Origin of the sequence: Amycolatopsis sp. NPDC049868 (genome assembly GCF_044461365.1) — a bacterium.
In the GTDB taxonomy this organism is placed as follows: domain Bacteria; phylum Actinomycetota; class Actinomycetes; order Mycobacteriales; family Pseudonocardiaceae; genus Amycolatopsis.
Genome location: NZ_JBITKV010000016.1, coordinates 16,730 through 35,342, shown reverse-complemented (window position 1 = coordinate 35,342; position 18,613 = coordinate 16,730). Strand labels below are relative to the sequence as shown.

At 68.7% G+C, this 18,613-nt stretch carries 18 protein-coding genes and 1 tRNA gene; 9 read left to right on the top strand and 10 right to left on the bottom strand.

Annotated elements, in window-relative coordinates; genetic code table 11:
* Positions 1 to 24 precede the first annotated feature (24 nt).
* The 3 genes from ACIBTM_RS40330 to ACIBTM_RS40320 form a co-directional block, all read right to left on the bottom strand.
* Positions 25 to 1,008, bottom strand: a complete 984-nt coding sequence (locus tag ACIBTM_RS40330; RefSeq protein ID WP_395882406.1) for a beta-ketoacyl-ACP synthase III — start codon at positions 1,006 to 1,008, stop codon at positions 25 to 27.
* Positions 1,005 to 1,931, bottom strand: coding sequence for an ACP S-malonyltransferase (locus ACIBTM_RS40325; RefSeq protein WP_395882405.1), 927 nt, complete (start codon positions 1,929 to 1,931; stop codon positions 1,005 to 1,007). Before ACIBTM_RS40325 ends, ACIBTM_RS40330 begins: the two co-directional genes overlap by 4 nt.
* 328 nt (positions 1,932 to 2,259) lie before the next feature.
* Positions 2,260 to 3,474: a PucR family transcriptional regulator gene (locus ACIBTM_RS40320; RefSeq protein WP_395882404.1), complete on the bottom strand. Its 1,215-nt coding sequence runs from the start codon at positions 3,472 to 3,474 to the stop codon at positions 2,260 to 2,262.
* A 330-nt stretch (positions 3,475 to 3,804) separates the two neighbouring features.
* Between ACIBTM_RS40320 and ACIBTM_RS40315 the strand changes: the two genes are divergently transcribed.
* Both ACIBTM_RS40315 and ACIBTM_RS40310 read left to right on the top strand, forming a co-directional pair.
* Positions 3,805 to 4,542: a hypothetical protein gene (locus ACIBTM_RS40315; protein ID WP_395882403.1), complete on the top strand. Its 738-nt coding sequence runs from the start codon at positions 3,805 to 3,807 to the stop codon at positions 4,540 to 4,542.
* Positions 4,543 to 4,746: 204 nt separating this feature from the next.
* Positions 4,747 to 5,385 carry a nicotinamide riboside transporter PnuC gene (locus ACIBTM_RS40310; RefSeq protein WP_395882402.1) on the top strand — a complete coding sequence of 213 codons (639 nt, stop codon included), beginning with the start codon at positions 4,747 to 4,749 and terminating at the stop codon, positions 5,383 to 5,385.
* Here the strand turns inward: ACIBTM_RS40310 and ACIBTM_RS40305 are convergent.
* Positions 5,382 to 6,593, bottom strand: coding sequence for an alpha-hydroxy-acid oxidizing protein (locus ACIBTM_RS40305; RefSeq protein WP_395882401.1), 1,212 nt, complete (start codon positions 6,591 to 6,593; stop codon positions 5,382 to 5,384). The genes ACIBTM_RS40310 and ACIBTM_RS40305 overlap by 4 nt on opposite strands.
* Before the next feature lie 125 nt (positions 6,594 to 6,718).
* Positions 6,719 to 9,514 (bottom strand): pyruvate dehydrogenase (acetyl-transferring), homodimeric type, encoded by a 2,796-nt coding sequence (gene aceE, locus ACIBTM_RS40300; protein WP_395882400.1) that lies wholly within the window; start codon positions 9,512 to 9,514, stop codon positions 6,719 to 6,721.
* 402 nt (positions 9,515 to 9,916) lie between these two features.
* Here aceE and ACIBTM_RS40295 point away from each other — a divergent pair, with 402 nt between their 5' ends.
* The 4 genes from ACIBTM_RS40295 (at position 9,917) to ACIBTM_RS40280 (ending at position 11,997) form a co-directional block, all read left to right on the top strand.
* Positions 9,917 to 10,348, top strand: a complete 432-nt coding sequence (locus ACIBTM_RS40295) for a DUF3052 domain-containing protein (protein ID WP_016336117.1) — start codon at positions 9,917 to 9,919, stop codon at positions 10,346 to 10,348.
* Between the two features lie 76 nt (positions 10,349 to 10,424).
* Complete coding sequence (locus ACIBTM_RS40290; RefSeq protein ID WP_016336116.1) at positions 10,425 to 10,886, top strand: peroxiredoxin; 462 nt, start codon at positions 10,425 to 10,427, stop codon at positions 10,884 to 10,886.
* Between the two features lie 38 nt (positions 10,887 to 10,924).
* A tRNA-Val gene (locus tag ACIBTM_RS40285) sits at positions 10,925 to 10,996 on the top strand.
* A 47-nt stretch (positions 10,997 to 11,043) separates the two neighbouring features.
* Positions 11,044 to 11,997, top strand: a complete 954-nt coding sequence (locus tag ACIBTM_RS40280) for a GNAT family N-acetyltransferase (RefSeq protein ID WP_395882399.1) — start codon at positions 11,044 to 11,046, stop codon at positions 11,995 to 11,997.
* 448 nt (positions 11,998 to 12,445) lie between these two features.
* Here the strand turns inward: ACIBTM_RS40280 and ACIBTM_RS40275 are convergent, their stop codons facing one another.
* On the bottom strand, positions 12,446 to 12,949 hold the full coding sequence (locus tag ACIBTM_RS40275) for a carboxymuconolactone decarboxylase family protein (protein ID WP_395882398.1): 504 nt from the start codon (positions 12,947 to 12,949) through the stop codon (positions 12,446 to 12,448).
* A gap of 14 nt (positions 12,950 to 12,963) precedes the next feature.
* Here ACIBTM_RS40275 and ACIBTM_RS40270 point away from each other — a divergent pair, with 14 nt between their 5' ends.
* Positions 12,964 to 13,482 (top strand): MarR family winged helix-turn-helix transcriptional regulator, encoded by a 519-nt coding sequence (locus ACIBTM_RS40270; protein WP_395882397.1) that lies wholly within the window; start codon positions 12,964 to 12,966, stop codon positions 13,480 to 13,482.
* Positions 13,483 to 13,642: 160 nt separating this feature from the next.
* Here the strand turns inward: ACIBTM_RS40270 and ACIBTM_RS40265 are convergent, their stop codons facing one another.
* From ACIBTM_RS40265 to ACIBTM_RS40255, 3 genes are read right to left on the bottom strand one after another with little or no spacing between them, the layout of a single operon-like run.
* Positions 13,643 to 14,062, bottom strand: a complete 420-nt coding sequence (locus ACIBTM_RS40265) for a cupin domain-containing protein (RefSeq protein WP_240594137.1) — start codon at positions 14,060 to 14,062, stop codon at positions 13,643 to 13,645.
* Positions 14,063 to 14,103: 41 nt separating this feature from the next.
* Positions 14,104 to 15,600: an AMP-binding protein gene (locus ACIBTM_RS40260; RefSeq protein ID WP_395882396.1), complete on the bottom strand. Its 1,497-nt coding sequence runs from the start codon at positions 15,598 to 15,600 to the stop codon at positions 14,104 to 14,106.
* Positions 15,597 to 16,205, bottom strand: coding sequence for a TetR/AcrR family transcriptional regulator (locus tag ACIBTM_RS40255; protein WP_395882395.1), 609 nt, complete (start codon positions 16,203 to 16,205; stop codon positions 15,597 to 15,599). The genes ACIBTM_RS40260 and ACIBTM_RS40255 overlap by 4 nt, the downstream gene beginning before the upstream one ends.
* Before the next feature lie 63 nt (positions 16,206 to 16,268).
* Between ACIBTM_RS40255 and ACIBTM_RS40250 the strand changes: the two genes are divergently transcribed.
* The gene (locus ACIBTM_RS40250; protein ID WP_395882394.1) at positions 16,269 to 16,760 is read left to right on the top strand and encodes a DUF1453 domain-containing protein; all 492 of its coding nucleotides are present in this window, start codon (positions 16,269 to 16,271) and stop codon (positions 16,758 to 16,760) included.
* On the opposite strand, the gene ACIBTM_RS40245 is transcribed toward ACIBTM_RS40250, so the two are convergent.
* Positions 16,757 to 17,935, bottom strand: a complete 1,179-nt coding sequence (locus tag ACIBTM_RS40245; RefSeq protein ID WP_395882393.1) for an aminotransferase class V-fold PLP-dependent enzyme — start codon at positions 17,933 to 17,935, stop codon at positions 16,757 to 16,759. The two genes, ACIBTM_RS40250 and ACIBTM_RS40245, sit on opposite strands and share 4 nt — an antisense overlap.
* 46 nt (positions 17,936 to 17,981) lie before the next feature.
* On the opposite strand from ACIBTM_RS40245, the gene ACIBTM_RS40240 reads away from it, so the two are divergent.
* Complete coding sequence (locus ACIBTM_RS40240) at positions 17,982 to 18,611, top strand: GntR family transcriptional regulator (protein ID WP_395882392.1); 630 nt, start codon at positions 17,982 to 17,984, stop codon at positions 18,609 to 18,611.
* Positions 18,612 to 18,613 lie beyond the last annotated feature (2 nt).

Here is an 18,613-nt window from a genome sequence, read left to right as displayed (position 1 = left end):
CGGTGCCCGCAGGGGAAGTATTCATCACGGGCAGACGAAGGCCTGGCCCGCGTAGGAGAGTCCGGCCCCGAAGCCCACGGCGAGCACGACGTCGCCCTGTTTCGCGGTGCCCGCCTTGCGCATGTGGTCCAGCGCCAGCGGAATCGACGCGGACGAGGTGTTGCCCGAGTACTTGATGTCGTCGGCGACGACCATGTCCTCGCGGGCGCCCTTGGCGCGCAGCTTCTTGGCGATGGCTTCGACGATGCGCAGGTTGGCCTGATGCGGGATCAGGACGTCCACATCGGACGGTTCGAGCCCGGCGAGTTCGAGCGCCTGCATGGCGATCGGCGCGATCTGCGTGGTCGCCCAGCGGAAGACCGACTGGCCCTCCTGGTAGATCCACTTGTCGTCGCGCATGTAGATCAGGTCGACGTGCTCGCCCGCGCTGCCCCAGGCGACCGGGCCGATCTGCGGGGTGTCGGCCGGGCCGACCACCGCCGCGCCGGCGCCGTCGGCGAAGATGATCGCGTTCGCGCGGTCGACCGGGTCGACGTGGTCGGTGAGCTTCTCGGCGCCGATGACGAGCGCCTTCTTCGCGCTGCCCGCCCGGATGAGGTCCGAAGCGACGCCGATGCCGTAACAGAATCCGGCGCAGGCGGCGTTGAGGTCGAACGCGGCCGGATGTGTGATGCCGATCCGGTCGGCCACCTGCGCGGCGGCGTTCGGGATCTGGGTGGGCATCGTGCAGTTCGGCAGGATGACCGTGTCCACTTCGGACGGGTCCACGCCGGCGTCGGCCAGCGCGGCGGTGCCCGCCTTGACCGCCATGTCGACCAGCGACTCGTCCTTCTCGGCGAACCGGCGCTCGACGATGCCGACCCGCTCGCGGATCCACTGGTCGTTGGTGTCCATGATCTTCGAGAGATCGTCGTTGGTCACGATCTTCTCGGGCTGGAAGCTCCCGACACCGAGGATGCGGGTCCCGGCGGCGCCCTGCGCCTGCCGCAAAGTGGATCGGTCGGTCACGAAGCGTCCTCCTGCCCCTGAAGCTTCGCCAGCTCGGCCGGCGTCTTCAGAGCGATCGTGGTGGTCACGGTTCCCTTGAGCTGCCGCTTGACCAGCCCGGTCAGCGTGCCCGCCGGCGGGAGTTCGAGCGTCGAGGTGACGCCCGCGGTGACCAGACCGTCCATGGTCAGATCCCAGCGAACCGGGCTCGTGACCTGCTTGACCAGCCGGTCGAGGTACTCGGCTCCGCTGGTGACGACCTGGCCGTCGGCGTTCGACAGCAGCGGACGCGTCGGGTCCGCCGGGGTGATCTTCGCAGCGTGGGCGGCCAGCGCTTCACGCGCGGGTGCCATGTAGGAGGTGTGGAACGCGCCCGCGACCTTGAGCGCGCGGACCTTGGTGCCCTCAAGCGGCTCGGCGACGATCTTCTCGATCGCGTCGGCGGCGCCGGAGGCGACGATCTGTCCGGCGCCGTTGCGGTTCGCCGCGGCGAGACCGTGGCCTTCGAGCCACGCGACGACCTGCTCCGGCTCGCCGAGCATGACCGCGGCCATGCTCGTGGGCTCCAGAGCGCACGCCTTCGCCATCTCGGCGCCGCGGACGGCGGCCAGCGCGACGGCGTCTTCGGGGCTCAGCACCCCGGCGATGGCGGCGGCCGCCAGTTCGCCGACGGAGTGGCCGGCGACCGGCGCGTCCGCGGCGACCGGGGCCGCACGCTGAAGGTGCTCGAACGCCAGCAGTGACAGGGCCACGATCAGCGGCTGCGTGATCGCGGTGTCCTGGATCTCTTCGGCGTCCGCTTCGCTGCCGAGGCGGACGAGGTCGAGACCGGCCCGCTCGGACCAGGCTTCGACGCGCGCGCGGGCGCCGTCGAGCTCGAGCCAAGGGGAGAGCATGCCTGGGGCTTGGGAACCCTGACCGGGGGCGAGGACTGCAACTGTCACCCCATTAGAGAACACTCTCGGCCACCATGGTCGTGATGCCGACGCTCACCAAGTCCGGCCGACGTAATTGTCGGAACCCTCCAAAAGCGCCTTCCTGATCTCCGCGCTTAACCCAAAAGCCTTGTCGGGTTCAACCAGCTTTCCCTATGAAGTCCGTCACTGGATCGTCTATGCCGCGGTCGTGAACGGGTCGCCGGGCCGTGACTTTGCGGGGTCGGCTGAAGCGGGTGCTGATGCGGCCTGCCGCCCCGTTCGCGAGCCCTTCGGGCAGAACGCGGCACTCCAAGGGATTAAAAGACCTCGGTCGCCTTAGCCTCGGTCGCTTTGGCTACCAGAGCCCGCGGGCACGGGCCAGCCGCCCGACCGTCAGCGCCACCTTCAGCACCCACGCGTCCCGCGATTCGGCGGCGTGGCGGCCGGTCAGTTCGGCCGCTTTCCGCAGCCGGTACCGGACGGTGTTCGGATGCACGAAGAGCGTCCGCGCGCAGGTCTCCAGGACTCCGCCGCTGTCGAGGTAGGTCTCCACCGTCCGCAGCAAGGCCGGGCCCGCTTCTTCGAGCGGTCGCGCGATCATTTCCACGAGCAGGCGTTCGGCCTCGGGATCACCGGACAACGCGCGTTCCGGCAACAGGTCGATCGATCTCGCGGGCCGCGGCGCACCGGGCCAGCCGACGATGGCGCGCAGTCCGGAGAGCGCTTCGGTCGCGCTGTGGTGCGCTTCGGCGAGGGTGGGCACCGTCGGGCCGGCGACGACCGGGCCCTCGGCGAAGGCGACCGACAGCTTGGTGAGGATCTCGCGGTCCTTGACACTGCCGTCGGTGGGCCCGGCGACCACCACGACCAGCCGGGAGCCTTGTACCGAAAGCAGCACGGGGCGCCCGACCCTGGCGGCGCGGCTGCGCACCTCGAACACGACGGCGGGCGGGTCGTCCGACGTCGGGGTGCCGACCAGCGCGGTGGCGGGCGCGGCCGGATCCCAGCCGAGCGCGGCGGCGCGGGAGAGCACCGCCTCCTCGGCGTCGCCGCGGACGATGCCGTCGACGACCAGCGCCTCCAGCCGCGCGTCCCAGGCGCCGCGCGCCTCGGCGGCGGCCGCGTAGGAATTGGCGGCGGCGAACGCGATTTCCCTGCCGTAGCGCAGGATCCCCTCGATCAACGCGGCGCGTTCGGCCTCGTTCGCGGCGAATTCCGGCAGCTGTTCCTCGAACACCTCGATCGCCAGGCGCACCATGCCGACCGCCTGCCGCAGGCTCACCCAGCGGGAGAGCTCGGCGGGTGCTTCGCGGAACGCCTCGGTGGTGAGGGAGAGCGCCTCCTTGGCGTCGCGGAGCCAGTCGACGAAACCGGCGGCACCCGCCTGGGTGATCAGCAGGACGCTCGCGCGCTGGTCGGCGGGAAGGCGGGCGAACCAGCTCAGCCGCTCTTCCATCACCGCCACACTCGCGCTCGCGAGCCGGCCGGAGGCGTGCTCGAGCCGCCGGAGGGTCTTGGCGGACAGCCCGTGGTGCTTGGGCACACGCCGTCCGGAAGTCGCATCAGCCATGGTCAGGCGATCCTAGTCCGGCAGGCAAAGGTGATCCTCATCCTGCGGCCGCCCGCCCATGGGATCCGAAGTGGACAGTAATCGGCGGCGAATTGCGAAAGTCTCTGTATAAAACTCGAGGCCGCCCGGCGCTCGCGTTTTTCGCTGCGCCGGACGGCCTCGTCTCCCCGGTCCCCACCGGTAGGACAAGTATGGGACTTGTCGATCTTTTCCCGCTAGCTCACTCACTCGATCGTGGGTCGCCGAGTTGCCGGTGCGCTGCTCGTGATCAACGATCCCTCGCAAGCCGCACCGGTGTTGGGCGCGGATGCGCAGAGGAGGGAGTTCGCCGTGGGCGAGCAGCTGAAAGACGGTCTGGGACAAGCATGGAACCTTGTCGCCACCTTCGTGCCGAAATTGATCGGTTTCCTGATCATCCTGCTGATCGGCTGGTTGATCGCGAAAGCCGTGTCGAAGGCATTGGGACTGGTTCTGTCGAAGATCGGTTTCGGCAAGCTCATCGAGAAGACGGGGCTCACCGGAACGCTCAAACAGGCGAATGTCGACGCGGGCGGGATCCTCGTCAAACTCGTGTACTACTTCATTCTCCTGATCGCGCTGCAGCTCGCGTTCGGTGTATTCGGTGAGAGCAATCCGGTGAGCGCGCTGCTCAACGACATCATCGCGTTCCTGCCGCGGATCCTGGTGGCGCTGGTGCTGGTGATCGTCGCGGCCGCCGTGGCGAAGGTCGTCCGCGACCTGGTGACCGGCGCGCTGTCCACCCGGCCCGCGGGACGGCTGCTCGGCACCATCGCCTACTGGATGATCATGGCGTTCGGCATCATCGCCGCGCTCGGCCAGGTGAACATCGCGACCGCGATCACCGGGCCGGTCCTGATCACCGTGCTCGCCACCATCGGCGGCGTGATCGTCGTCGGCTTCGGCGGCGGCCTGATCAAGCCGGCGCAGGACCGCTGGCAGGGCTGGCTGGCCAACCTGCAGGGGCAGCTGGAGGCCGGGGACGGCAAGCGGGAGGTCCGTTCGGAGCCGCCGACTTCGCCCGTGGGCATCGGTCGCGTAGATTCCTGAGCATCCCGCGGGCCCGGTGATCGAGGAAGGCACCGGGCCCGCGTGGAGCAGAAGGGGCCCATCGCCGCGGAACACGCGGTGGAGGGCCCCTTTCGCGTCTCCTCGGCATCCTTCGAGCCGCCCGCCTGTTCCGCACCTCACACTCCCTAGGGAATGGGGCCGGGACGGAGCATGTTGGAGCGGTAGACGGAGAGGGGTGCGGACGTGGACTTCCTGCTGCACAACGGTGTCACGGTGCTCGGACAATCGATCTCCTTCGCCGAGCTGGCGGGGCAGATCTTCGCGCTCGCCGTGGTCTTCCTGGCGCAACGCCGCACGTTGTGGACGTGGCCGGTCCAGGTCGGCGCCACCGTGCTGCTGTTCTCGGTCTATGTCTCCGCACATCTCGGCGGGCTCGCGACCAGGCAGGTCGCGATCCTCGCCATCTCGATCTACGGCTGGTGGGCCTGGTCCCGCCGCAGCGACCCGGTCTACGGCGTCGTCGTCCGCAAGGGCCGCCTCGGTGAGCGCCTGGCGATGATCGGCGCGTTCGCGATCGGCACCACCGCGATGGCGCTGGTCCTCGACGCGCTGGACGCCTCGTGGGCGCCGTGGCCGGACGCCGCGATCTTCGTCGGCACGCTGGTGGCCTTCGCCGCGCAGGGCGCGGGTCTCGTCGAGTTCTGGCTGGTGTGGCTGGTCGTCGACGCGATCGGCGTACCGCTGCAGCTGTCCTCGGGCCTGTACTTCTCGGCGGCGGTGTACATCGTGTTCGCCGGGCTGGTCGTGCACGGCTGGTGGAGCTGGAACCGGACGGCGAAGCAGGTCAGCACCGCGCCGTCCGGCGTCTCGGCCGCGGTCTAGCGCATGGTGGCGTGCGACGGCTTCAGGTCGGCGAGGGTGCGGACACCCAGCAGCTGCATCGTCCGGGTCATCTCGGAGCGCAGGATGTCCACGCACCGCTGAACGCCGCGCTCGCCCCCGGCCATCAGGCCGTAGAGGAACGCGCGCCCGATGAGCACCGCGTCCGCGCCGCGCGCGATCGCGGCCACGATGTCGCCGCCGGACAGGATGCCGGTGTCGACCCACACCTCCGCGTCGCCCTGGATCTCGTCGAGCACCGCGGGCAGCAGTTCGATCGGCGTCGGCGCGCGGTCGAGCTGGCGGCCGCCGTGGTTGGACAGCAGCACCGCGTCGGCGCCGTGCTTGACCACGTCGCGCGCGTCGTCGACGTTCTGGATCCCCTTGACCACGAGCTTGCCCGGCCAGGTCTGGCGGACCCAGTCGAGGTCGTCGAAGTTCAGGGTCGGGTCGAAGAGCTGGTTGAGCAGCTCGGCGACCGTGCCGTCGAACTGGCTCAGCGACGCGAACGTCAGCGGCTCGGTGGTCAGCAGGTTGAACCACCACGCCGGATGCATCGCGCCGTCGACGAACGTCTTGAGGGTGAGTGCGGGCGGGATGGTCAACCCGTTGCGGACGTCGCGCAGCCGCGCGCCCGCGACCGGGGTGTCCACCGTCAGCATGAGCGTGTCGAAGCCGGCGGCCCAGGCGCGATTCATCAGATCTTCGCCCGCCTTGTGGTCACGCCAGACGTAGAGCTGGAACCACTTGCGGGCCTCCGGGGCGGCCGCGGCGAGGTCTTCGATGGACGTCGTCGCCATTGTCGACAGCCCCATCGGGATGCCGTTGCGCTGCGCGACGCGGGCCACCGCGGACTCGCCCTCGTGATTCATCATCCGCGTGAACCCGGTCGGCGCGAACGCGAACGGCAGCTCCGAACGCTTGCCGAGGATCTCCTTGCCGGTGTCCACATCGGACACGCCGCGCAGAACGTTCGGGTGGAATTCCACGCTGCGGAAGGCCTGCCGGGCGCGGCGGAGGCTGTCTTCCAGCTCCGCGGCGCCGTCGGTGTAGTCGAACGCCGCCCGTGGCGTCCGCTTGCGGGCGAGCATCCGCAGGTCGGCGATCGTGTGCGCGCCCGCCAGTCGCCGGTCGGTCGGGTTGAGCACGATCGGCTTCGGCCGCAGGATCTGCTTCAGCTCACTCGGCTTCGGCAGTCGACGCTTGGTCACACTCGCTCACCCTTCCCTGCTGTACCGCAAACATCCGATGTCTCACCCTAGCTCGTCCGGTCCCGAACGCAATGAACGGTCCGTTCCTTGCAAATTTCGCAAGGAACGGACCGTTCATGGCATCGCTAGGCGCTGCCGGAGTCCGACAACTGCGGACCCGCGGCGGCGACGTCGTCGAGGCGGTACTTGCGCGCCGCCTCCGCCGCCTTCGACTGGTCGATCTCGCCACGCTTGGCCAGCGCGCTCAGCGTGCCGACCACGATCGACTGGGCGTCGACCAGGAACTTCCGCCGGGCGGCGGGGCGGGTGTCGGAGAACCCGAACCCGTCGGTGCCCAGCGTCAGCATGTCGTTCGGCACCCACGGACGGATGAGGTCCGGCACGGCCCGCATCCAGTCCGAGACCGCGACGACCGGCCCGTTCGCGCCGGACAGCTTCTGCGTGATGTACGGCACACGCGGGGAGTCGCCCGGGTGGAGCAGGTTGTCGTGGTCGACCTCGACGGCCTCGCGCCGCAGCTCGGTCCACGACGTCGCCGACCACACGGCCGCGCGTACGCCCCACTCCTCGGCCAGCATCTGCTGCGCCCGCAGCGCGTCCGGCATGGTGACGCCGGAGACCAGGATCTGCGCCTCCGGGCCGTCGCCCGACGGGGCGTCCGCGTACTTGTAGAGACCCTTGAGCAGGCCGTCGACGTCGAGGTTCTCGGGCTCGGCGGGCTGCTGGTAGGGCTCGTTGTAGATCGTCATGTAGTAGAAGATGTTCTCGCCGTTGCCGTCCGGCCCGGTCTCGCCGTACATCCGGCGAAGACCGTCCCGCACGATGTGGGCGATCTCGAACGACCACGCCGCGTCGTAGGCCACGACGGCCGGGTTGGTCGCCGCCAGCAGCAGCGAGTGCCCGTCGGCGTGCTGCAGGCCCTCACCGGTCAGCGTGGTGCGGCCGGCGGTGGCGCCGAGCACGAACCCGCGGGCCATCTGGTCCGCCGCCGCGTAGAGGCCGTCACCGGTCCGCTGGAACCCGAACATCGAGTAGAAGATGTAGATCGGGATCATCGGCTCGCCGTGCGTGGCGTACGAGGTGCCGACGGCGGTGAACGACGCGGTCGAGCCCGCCTCGTTGATGCCCTCGTGCAGGATGACGCCCTTTTCGGACTCCTTGTAGGCCAGCATCAGGCTCGCGTCGACCGACGTGTACGTCTGGCCGTGCGGGTTGTAGATCTTGGCCGTCGGGAACATCGAGTCGAGACCGAAGGTGCGCGCCTCGTCCGGGATGATCGGGACGATCCGCTTGCCGATCTCGGAGTCCTTCGCCAGCTCGCGGACGAGCCGGACGAACGCCATCGTGGTGGCGACCTCCTGCTTGCCCGAGCCCTTGCGGATGCCTTCGTAGACCTTGTCTCCGGGCAGCACGAGGGCCTTCGAGGCCTTCGTGCGGCGCTCCGGCAGGAACCCGCCGAGCGCCTTGCGGCGGCCGATCATGTACTCGATCTCCGGCGATTCCTTGCCGGGGTGGTAGTACGGCGGCAGCTTCGGGTCGCGCTCGAGCTCCTCGTCGCTGATCGGGATGCGCTGGGCGTCCCGGAACAGCTTGAGATCGTCGAGGGTGAGCTTCTTCATCTGGTGCGTGGCGTTGCGGCCCTCGAAGGACGGTCCGAGGCCGTAACCCTTGATGGTGTGGGCCAGGATCACCGTCGGCTGGCCATGGTGCTCCAGCGACGACTTGTAGGCCGCGTAGACCTTGCGGTAGTCGTGCCCGCCGCGCTTGAGGTTCCAGACGTCGGCGTCGGTGAGGTCCTTGACCAGTTCCTTGGTCCGCGGGTCGCGGCCGAAGAAGTGCTCGCGGACGAAGGCGCCGTCGTTGGCCTTGTAGGTCTGGAAATCGCCGTCCGGCGTGGTGTTCATCAGGTTGACCAGCGCGCCGTCGCGGTCCGCGTGCAGCAGCGAGTCCCACTCGCGGCCCCAGATGACCTTGATGACGTTCCAGCCGGCGCCGCGGAAGTACGACTCCAGCTCCTGGATGATCTTGCCGTTGCCGCGCACCGGGCCGTCGAGCCGCTGCAGGTTGCAGTTGATCACGAAGGTCAGGTTGTCGAGGCCCTCGCCGGCGGCCACATGGATGAGGCCGCGCGATTCCGGCTCGTCCATCTCGCCGTCGCCGAGGAACGCCCAGACGTGCTGGTCGCTGGTGTCCTTGATACCGCGATCGCGCAGGTAGCGGTTGAATCGCGCCTGGTAGATCGCGTTCATCGGGCCGAGGCCCATGGACACTGTCGGGTTCTCCCAGAACTCCGGCATCAGCCGCGGGTGCGGGTACGACGGCAGGCCGCCGCCTTCGCCGGCGTGCGAGAACTCCTGGCGGAAGCCGTCCAGCTGGTTCTCGGACAGCCTGCCCTCGAGGAACGCGCGGGCGTAGATGCCGGGGGAGGCGTGCCCCTGGATGAAGATCTGGTCGCCGCCGCCCGAGTGGTCCTTGCCGCGGAAGAAGTGGTTGAAGCCCACTTCGTACAGCGCCGCGGACGAGCCGTAGGTCGAGATGTGCCCGCCGACGCCGACGCCGGGACGCTGCGCGCGGTGCACCATGATCGCGGCGTTCCACCGGATGTAGGCGCGGTACCGGCGCTCGATCTCCTCGTCACCGGGGAACCAGGGTTCGTTCTCGGTGGGGATGGTGTTGACGTAGTCCGTCGACGTCAGCGCCGGGACGCCGACGTGGCGCTCCCTGGCCCGCTCGAGGATGCGCAGCATCAGGTACCTGGCGCGCTGCTGACCACCCCTGGCCAGCGCCTCGTCGAAGGAGTCCAGCCATTCGGCGGTCTCCTCCGGGTCGATGTCGGGCAGGTGCGCCGCCAATCCGTCACGGATGACGCGGACGCGTGCCGGGGTCTCCTTGCCGGAGGCGCCGTCGTTCTGCGGGGCCAAGGGGTCTCCTTGCGAAAGGTGGTAGCTGGTTGTGCTCGTACGCGGGCGTGTTCGCCGTCCATCGTCGTCCTCCGGTTCCGTTCGCGTCACCGCTACTGATCGGTAACGTTCGCGGACCCGATTGCGACACGCCTCGCACGCGCCTGTACTCGCGCGCGCGTTTTCTCTCCCACCCTAAAGCAGGCCGTTCGGAGGTGCCCAGGCGCGCCCGAATCGACCCCCTGAGAGTGGGCTGAATGTCCGTACGCCGCGACACGAGTTGTTCAAGATCCGGTGTGGACGGTTGCGCGGAACGCTTCACCAGTGTTCGCTAACGGGCATCGTGTACCCGAGTGTGGTGCCCGCCCGGTCGATCAGGCCGACGCGACACCACGCTCCGTCGTAGTTGGAGGAGTGACAGCAGTGGTCGCCGCGGGAGACGCTGATCAGAGCAGCGTCGCCGAAAGGCTCGGGATCAAGCCGGACATGGTGGTCCAGGAGATCGGCTGGGACGAGGACGTCGACGACGACCTTCGTGCGGCGATCGAGGAACAGATCGGCGGCGACATCCTCGACGAGGACGCCGACGAGGTCATCGACGTGGTGCTGCTGTGGTGGCGCGAAGACGACGGTGATCTCGGTGACACGCTGATCGAGGTCCGGACTCCCCTGAACGAGAATGGCGTGATCTGGGTGCTGACCCCGAAGACGGGTCAGCCCGGGCATGTCGAGCCGAGTGACATCGCCGAGGCGGTGCCGCAGGTCGGACTGGCGCAGACGGCCAACATCAGTGCCGGCCCCAAGTGGGCGGGCACGCGGCTGGTTTCGCCGAAGTCGTCGAAGACCAAGCGGTGACTTCGGGAGCCGCGCGAACGACACGATAGGGTTGTCGTCGCAGGCCCCTGTTCGCTCTTGAGAGGAAACCGCCGGTATGGCCGTCGAGGTCGGATCGCAAGCCCCGGACTTCACGCTCAACGACTACAACAAGCAGTCCGTGACGCTGTCGTCCTTCAAGGGCGACAAGCCGGTCCTGCTCGTGTTCTACCCGTTCGCGTTCAGCGGCATCTGCACCGGTGAGCTGTGCCAGCTCCGCGACGAGTTCGCGGATTACGACGGCCAGGGCGTCCAGGTCATCGGCGTGTCCGTGGACACCCCGTTCTCGCTCAAGGCTTGGGCCGAGCAGGAGGGCTACCAGTTCCCGCTGCTTTCGGACTTCTGGCCGCACGGTGAGGTCGCGAAGGCCTACGGCGTCTTCAACGAGGCGGCCGGCCTGGCCACCCGTGGCACCTTCCTGATCGACAAGGACGGCGTCGTCCGGTTCGCCGAGGTCAACCAGCCGGGCGAGGCGCGCGACCAGCAGGCGTGGAAGAAGGCCGTGGCCTCGCTGGCCTGAGTCTTCACGGTGGCACCCGCGCGCGGGTGCCACCTCCCGGGCGCATAGCTCAGCGGGAGAGCACTCGGTTTACACCCGAGCGGTCGTAGGTTCGATCCCTACTGCGCCCACCGAAAACCCGGCGACACCCTGCTCGCGCGGCACTACCTTGAGCCGGATGCACGACCTCACGTGGCGGCCCCTCGCCCCGCAAGACGCCAAGGCGTCGGCCGATCTCCTCAACGCGATGGAGACCGTCGACGAGATCGGCGAGAACTACACGGCGGAGGACACTCTCCAGGAGTTGGTCGACCCGTACGCGGACCTGGAACGGGCAAGCCTCGCCGCTTTCGACGGCGACGTGATGGCCGGCTACATGAAGATCCGCTTCAAGCCATCCGCGGAGAAGATCCATCGGGTCTTCCTCGACGGGGGAGTTCATCCCGGGTATCGCCGCCGGGGGATCGGCGGCGCGCTCGTCGACGCGGGCGTGGCGGCGGCCAAGGTAGTGCACGCGCTGCACCACCCTGACGCGAAGCTCGTGGTGGACGTCAACCGGCCGGAGCGCATCGCCGGGCTGGCCGAACTCGTCCGGTCACGGGGGTTCGCGCCGGTGCGCTACTTCCAGCGGATGGAGCACGCGCTCGGCGCCTTGAACGGTCCTGCGATCCCCGGCGGGTTCACGGTCGAGCCGTGGTCCGAGCGGAACGACCAGGATTTCCGGGCGGTCCGGAACGCGGCGTACCGGGACTACTGGGGTGCGGTACCGATGCCCGCCGATCTCTGGCGGAACAAGATCACCAACCAGACCTTCCGGCCCGAGGTCAGCTTCCTGCTTCGGGAGGCGGGCTCCGCGGTCGGAATGCTGGTGACCATGTGGTGGGAGGCGGACACGGAGGCCACCGGCGTCCGCGACGCGCACTTCATGGCGATCGGGACGCTTCGGGAGCACCGGCGGCGTGGTGTCGCGAGCGCGCTGATGGGGCACGCGCTGCGGGCCGCCGCCGAGCACGGCTACGACCGCGCGAGTTTGAACGTGGACTCGGCGGATCCGTCCGGGGCGTTCGGGGTGTTCGAGAAGGCGGGCTTCGTGCCGACGATGCGGTACGTGCGCTGGGCACTCGAAGCCTGATGCATTTAGTCGGCTGAATGCGCTCCGGACACGTGAAGGCCTCTTTCCTTGCGCTAGACGCAAGGAAGGGGGCCTTCATGTACTTGGGGAAGGGGGCCTTCACGCGCAGCCTGCCGTGACTGCTGTGGTTGCCGGTGCACCGCGATCCCGCCCCCTGACCGCCCTCCCTGACGCATTTAGTCGGCTAAATGCACTCAAGACACGTGAAGGCCTCCTTCCCCGGCTAAGCCGCGGGAAAGAGGCCTTCACGCACCCCCAACACCTGTGGAACGTTTTCGGTTTCGGCGGTCTGGTCTGCCCCCTCGGCAGGCCAGACCGCCGGTGCGCCGCGCCGCGGGTGGCGAACTTTCGGCTGCACAAGACAGGAGACGGTCGGGACTGCCCAGATACATCAAGATCGGCGGCCATTGGAGTGATCCGGGCCGCGAGGGGCGATCACAGTGAGCGACTAGGCCCGGATGAGCCTGTTCGCCAGGGTCGACATCGTGTAGGCCCCGATGCCCATGACGACTTCGAGGGCGTTCCGTTCGGTGTATCCGTGCCCGAAGAAGGTCCGCAGGGTCTCGTCGTCGACGCCGCCCGCGGTTTCGAGCACCGCCAACGTGAACTGCCGGACGGCTTCCAGCCGCTCGTCGGGAACCGGCTGCTGCGAGCGGAGCGCCGCGATGACGTCGTCGTCCGCGTGATGATCCTTCAGTCTGCCGGTGTGGATCTCGACGCACACCTCGCAGCCGTTGCGGGTCGCCACGGTCATCACGACCGTTTCCCGCGCGAGGGGGTCGAGTGTCGTCCGCTCGAAGCTCGCGCTGAGTTTCAGGAATCCGTCGAGCAGTTCGGGTGACGACGCCTGCCGGGCGACGGCGGTGGGGAGGTGCCCGAACTTCCGGATGGTCGCTTCCATGGAGCGACGCGAGGCCTCGGGCGCGGTTTCGACGGTGTGATCGGTGAACAAGGTTTCCCCTTAAGATGGTCAACGTGGTTGACGAAAAGGTAAACCAGGTTGTCGAATCTGGCAAGCGAGTTCGCGAAACCCCCGGCTTCGAGCTGCCGCTCCTGCTGTTCGCGGGCTTCCGCTCGATCATCGACCGGCTGCACGCCGAACTCGCCGAGCAGGGGCATCCCGACGTCCGCCCGGCGTACGGCTTCGCCATGCAGGCGATCGGCCGCGAAGGCGCGACGGCGAGCGAGATCGGGCGGCGGCTCGGGGTCAGCAAGCAGGCGGCCGGCAAGACCGTCGACAAGCTGGAGCAGCTCGGCTACGTCGCGCGCGTCGACGACCCGGCCGACGCGCGGCGCAAGGTCGTGCGGCTCACCGGCCGCGGCTTCGACTCACTCGGCCGGTCGGCGGCGATCTTCGAGGAGTTACGCAAGGAATGGGCCGACACGCTGGGTACCGACAGGGTCCGAGCGCTCGAAGCCGACCTCCGCACGATGGCGCCCGCGGACGGCTTCCGCCTCGACGTCGCCGGCTGGTTCGGTGCCTAGGCCGAGTCCTGCAAGTCTTGTTCGCGGTCTTCGCGCCCAGGCACTCCCTGACGGCACGGGCGGATGCGGCCGAGTACAACCCGGTACGAGGCCGATCCGCCCGCACCGTCAGGAACCACCTGGATCACGAAGCCCATCGAACAGACTCACAGGACACGACCTAGAACGGGCAACCCGGATTCGGCGCGTCCTGCGAGAGCGGGCTCCCGTGCGGTAGCACGTAGAGCACCTCCAGGACCACCGGTGTCGTCCCGAGGTTCCGTCCGATGTGGACAGTATCGCTCGGCTCCGTGAAGACGGCGCCCTTCCGGTACAGGCCATCGAGTCCGCAGTCGGCCGAGTTGTGCGTCAGAGTGCCTGCCTTGACGTACGCGTACAGCTTTCCGTCGTGGTAGTGCCAGCCGGTGTAGCCGCCGGGCTGGATGACGACCTCGCGCAACACGTAGTCGGTGTTCCCGACCGTCCTCTGCTCGAAGATCGTCCCGGTCACTCCGGACCCGGGAGTCGCCTCGGCCGTCGCGGGGACGGCGAGCGCGAGAACGAGTGTGGCGAGCAGCGTGGTCACGGACCGCAGGCGCATGGGCGAACCGTACCGCGATCGGCCCTGCCCGAAAGGGCCGTTCATTCCGCCCGAAGCGTCCGGCGCAGCATCTTGCCGCTCTCCGTCCTCGGCAACCGGTCCCGGAAGTCGAACCGGCGCGGCGTCTTGAACCCGGCGAGTTCGGCCCGGCAGTGCTCTTCGAGTCGTTTCGCCAGCGCGGAATCCCCGGTGATGCCCTCGGCCGGCTGCACGACGGCGACGACCCGTTGCCCCCATTCGGGATCCGGCTCCCCGATCACCGCGACGTCCGCGACGTCGGGATGGCTCAGCAGCCGCGCCTCGATCTCGGCGGGGTAGATGTTCACGCCACCGGAAAGGATGAGATCCGTCCGCCGGTCGCACAGGAACACCCGTCCCGCGGCGTCGAGATAACCGACGTCCCCGACGGTGACGAACTCCCCGGAGCGCGCGGCGGCCGTCTTGTCAGGATCGCCGTGATAGTCGAATTTCGTGTGCGCGGAACTGAAGTAGAGCATCCCGGCCTCGCCCGCGGCGAGTTCGCGGCCGTCGTCGTCGCGAACCTCGACCCGCACGCCGTCCAAGGGTTTGCCGACTGTACCCGGTTCGGCGAGCCATTCGCGCGCGTGCACGGCCGCGATCAGGCCCTCGGACGCGCCGTAGTACTCGTGCACCACCGGTCCGAGCCAAGCGAGCATCCGCTCCTTGATCTCCCGAGGGCACGGCGCGGCGCCGTGGATCACCGAGGTCAGGCTCGACAGGTCATGGCGCGCACGCACGTCCTCGGGCAGCCGGAGCATGCGGTGGAACATCGTCGGCACCAGATGTGTGCTCGTCACGCGGTGCTTCTCGGTGAGCCGCAGCGTTTCCCCGGCGTCGAACCGGTCCATCAGCACGAGTGTGTGCCCGAGGTGCAGGCTCGCGGTGGAGAACATCCCGGGCGCCGCGTGGTAGAGCGGGCAGGCGACGAGGTGCACGCCGTGCCCCGGCCGGACATCCAGGCGTCCGAGGGTGTGCGCGTGGATCGGGTGCAGCGCGGGCGGCCGCCCGGAAAGGGCGCGCCGGACGCCTTTGGGGCGCCCCGTGGTCCCGGAGGTGTAGAGCATCGTCTGCCCGGCGGTCCGCCGCTCCGGCGTGGTCGTGGGCAGGCCCGTTCCCCAGGCCGCGTACTCGGCCCAGCCGGGCGTCTCGCCGCGCGAAAACCGGTGCAGGCCGTCCAGTTCCGCGGTGCACGTGGCCGCGATGTCCGCGTCCGCGACGGCGACCTTGGCGCCGCTGTCGGCCGCGATGTAGGCGATCTCGGCAGGCGAGGACCGGTGGTTCACCGGCGTGAAGTACATCCCCGCCTGAAGGGTCGCCAGCAAGAGCTCGTAGTAGGTGAGTCCATTGTGGATGATCGCGACGACGCCGTCGCCTTCGCCGAGGCCGAGCGCCCGCAAGGCGTGGGTCAGCTGGTTCGCCCGCGCCGAAAGTTCGCCGAAGGTGGTCTCCCGGCCGTCGACGTCGATCACCGCGACGCGGCCGGGGTCCTGGGCGGCGACTTCGTAGAAGGTGCTCATCCCGGGCGCCTCAGGGAATCCAGGTGCCGTCTGAGCACCGTGCGCATCAGCTCCGGCGAGGTCCGGCCCGCGGACAACGCGAGACCGTCCAGCAGCGCGGCGAGCCGCTCGGTCTCGACGGCCAGGTCGAGGTCGCCGAGGAGGCCGCCCGCCTCGTTCGCGCCGTCGAGTACCCGGCGGACGAGGAAGCGGACCCCCTCGTGCATGCGGGTGGCCTCCTCGGCGAGGTCGGGCCGGTTCTTCGCGGCGGCCGAGAACGCCAGCCAGACGTCGGCTTCGGCCCGGGTCTGCTCGGTGAGGGGAAGCAGTTCGCAGAGGAAGGCCTCGGTGACTTCCCGTCGCCGTGAGCGTGGTGTGGCGGGGTCGAGCAGCACGGGGATATGTCCGGCCAAGCGGGCCTCCAGCCGGTCGCCGAGCGCGCGCATGGCGAACACGATCAGCTCGTCGTGGCCGCCGAAGTAGTGCCGCACCGAACCGATCGCGAGGCCGGCCTCCTCGGCCACGCTTCTGAGCGATGCCTGCGCGAGGCCGTCCCGCTGGATCACCCGGAAGACGGCTTCGGCTATCTCCAGGCGGCGGGCTTCCGGATCGACGATCTTGGGCACGTTGTCTTTATAGCACGACCTTGCTATTTTATTTGGCACAGTCATGCCACAAAGGGGGAGTTCATGAGGACCTGGTTGCTGATCGCGCTGGTGGTCGCCGCGGTGATCGTGCTCATCGTGCGCAGGCTGCGCGGGGAGCCACTGGTGGCCCGGGAGGTGTTCGGGGCGCCGGTGGTCCTGCTCGGGATCGGCGTCTACGGCTTGGTCAAACTGGAGATCTTCACCTTCACCGACGGTCTCTGGCTGGCGCTGGGGTCCGCGGCCGGCTGCGGTCTCGGCGCGGTACGTGCCACCACCACGAAACTTTTCGAGCGCGACGGCGTGCTGTGGCTGCGCTACACCGGCTGGACGTTCGGCGTGTGGGTGCTGTCGCTGCTGGTGAACTTCGGGATCGGTTTCCTGGCCACCGCGGCGGGGGCGCATCCCGACGCGCGGCCGGTGACGCTGTCGATCGGCGTCAGTCTGCTGGGGGAGGCGTTGGTGATCGGCAAGCGCGCGAAGACGACGGGGCTGCCGTACGCCCCGCCGTCCGAGTCGCTGTTGTCCCGCCGTTAGGCCAGTTTCCCGACTTCGCCGACGAGGAGGGCAAGGTCGTCTTCGGTGTTGAAGTAGTGCACCGAAGACCGGACCAGCGGAGGCAGCCCGCGCTCGGCGAAGTCGAACTGGGCGGACGTCGCCTCGGTGACACTGACGTTGATCTTCGCCGCGGCCAGACGCTGTTTCACTTCCTGTGACGGCGTTTTCGCCACGCTGAACGTGACGATCCCGCACTGTCGCACGCCCTGGTCGTGGACACGGACGCCGGGGATCTCGCGGAGCGCGTCACGCAGTTTCGCCGCGAGCGCGGCGACGCGGGCTTCGATGGCGGGCAAGCCCCATTCGAGGGCGTAATCGATCGCCGCGCCGAGACCGTGCAGGGCGGCGTGATCGCGTTCCCAGACCTCGAACATCTTCGCCGTCGGATCGACTTCGTAGCTTTCGGGCGCCGTCCACGCCGCCGAATGAAGATCGAGCATCGCGGGCTCGACGCGTTCACGCAGCCGCGGGTGCGCGTAGAGGAATCCGGTACCCCGCGGCCCGCGCAGGTACTTGCGGCCGGTCACGCTGAGCGCGTCGCAGTTCAAGCGCGCGACGTCGAGGTCGATCTGGCCGGCGCTCTGGCACGCGTCCAGCAGGAACGGGATCCCGGCCGCCCTGGCCACCGCGCCGATCTCCTCGGCCGGGTTCACCAGCCCGCCCTGGGTCGGCACGTGGGAGACGGCGATCAGCTTGACGTCGCCGTCGACGCGGCGTTCGAGGTCTTCGACGTCCAGTTGCCCGGACTCGTCGTTGTCGACCACCTCGACGATGGCGCCGGTGCGCTTCGCGATCTGCAGGAAGGAGATGACGTTGCTCGCGTACTCGGATTTCGCCGTCAGGATCCGGTCTCCGGCGGCGAACGGCAGCGCGTAGAAGATCGCCTGCCAGGAGCGGGTCGCGTTGTCGGTCAGGGCGATGTCGGCGGGGTCGGCGCCGACGAGACGGGCGGCCGAGGCGTACACGCCGTTCATCCGCTCCACGGTCGCCGCGGCCTGCTCGTATCCGCCGATCAGAGCCTCTTCGCGCAGGTAATCGACGACTGTGTCGGTCACTCGCGCGGGCGGCAGCGACGATCCGGCGTTGTTGAAGTGGACCACCTCCGCGCAGCCCGGGGTTTCGGCGCGAGCGCGGTTCACATCGAAGTCCGTCATGCCTAACTGAATACAGTACGGTCGAAGTGCATGCAATACTGCACCGATGACGAGGAACCTGCTCCGCCGCGACCTCGCGGAGGAGATCACCGCTCGCGTGCTCGACGGCCGGATCGCCGCGGACAGCCGCATCAACGAGGTGCACCTCGCCCGCGAGCTGGGCGTCAGCCGCACCCCGTTGCGCGAAGCGCTGATCGGGCTGGCCGATCGGGGGTTGCTCGTCTCGGCACCGAACCGGGGCTTCCTCGTGCCGCCGTTCGATCCGGACGAGGCCCGGCAGCTGTACCCGCTCGTCGCGGAGCTGGAATCGCTCGCGTTGCGCTGGAGCTCGCCGCAGGACCTCGCCGGGCTCACCGGCGGCCTGGACCGGATCGCCGACGAGATGACCGAGGAACTCGGACGGCAGGGTGATCTGTCCACTTTGGATGATCGTTGGCACGCGCTGCTCGTCTCGCGCTGCACGAATCCGCATCTGCTGCGCCTGCTGGAGCAGACGAAGCCACTGCTGAAACGCTATGACGCACGCTATTTCGGTGGCGTCGAGCGATCGAGGGAGAGTATCGATGAGCACCACCGGATCGCCGAGGCGATCCGTGCCGGCGACCTTGAGGCGGCGGTCGGGCTGCTCGGGCGGAACTGGGTGAAGACGTTGGCATATCTGGAAGACATGGGGTGACA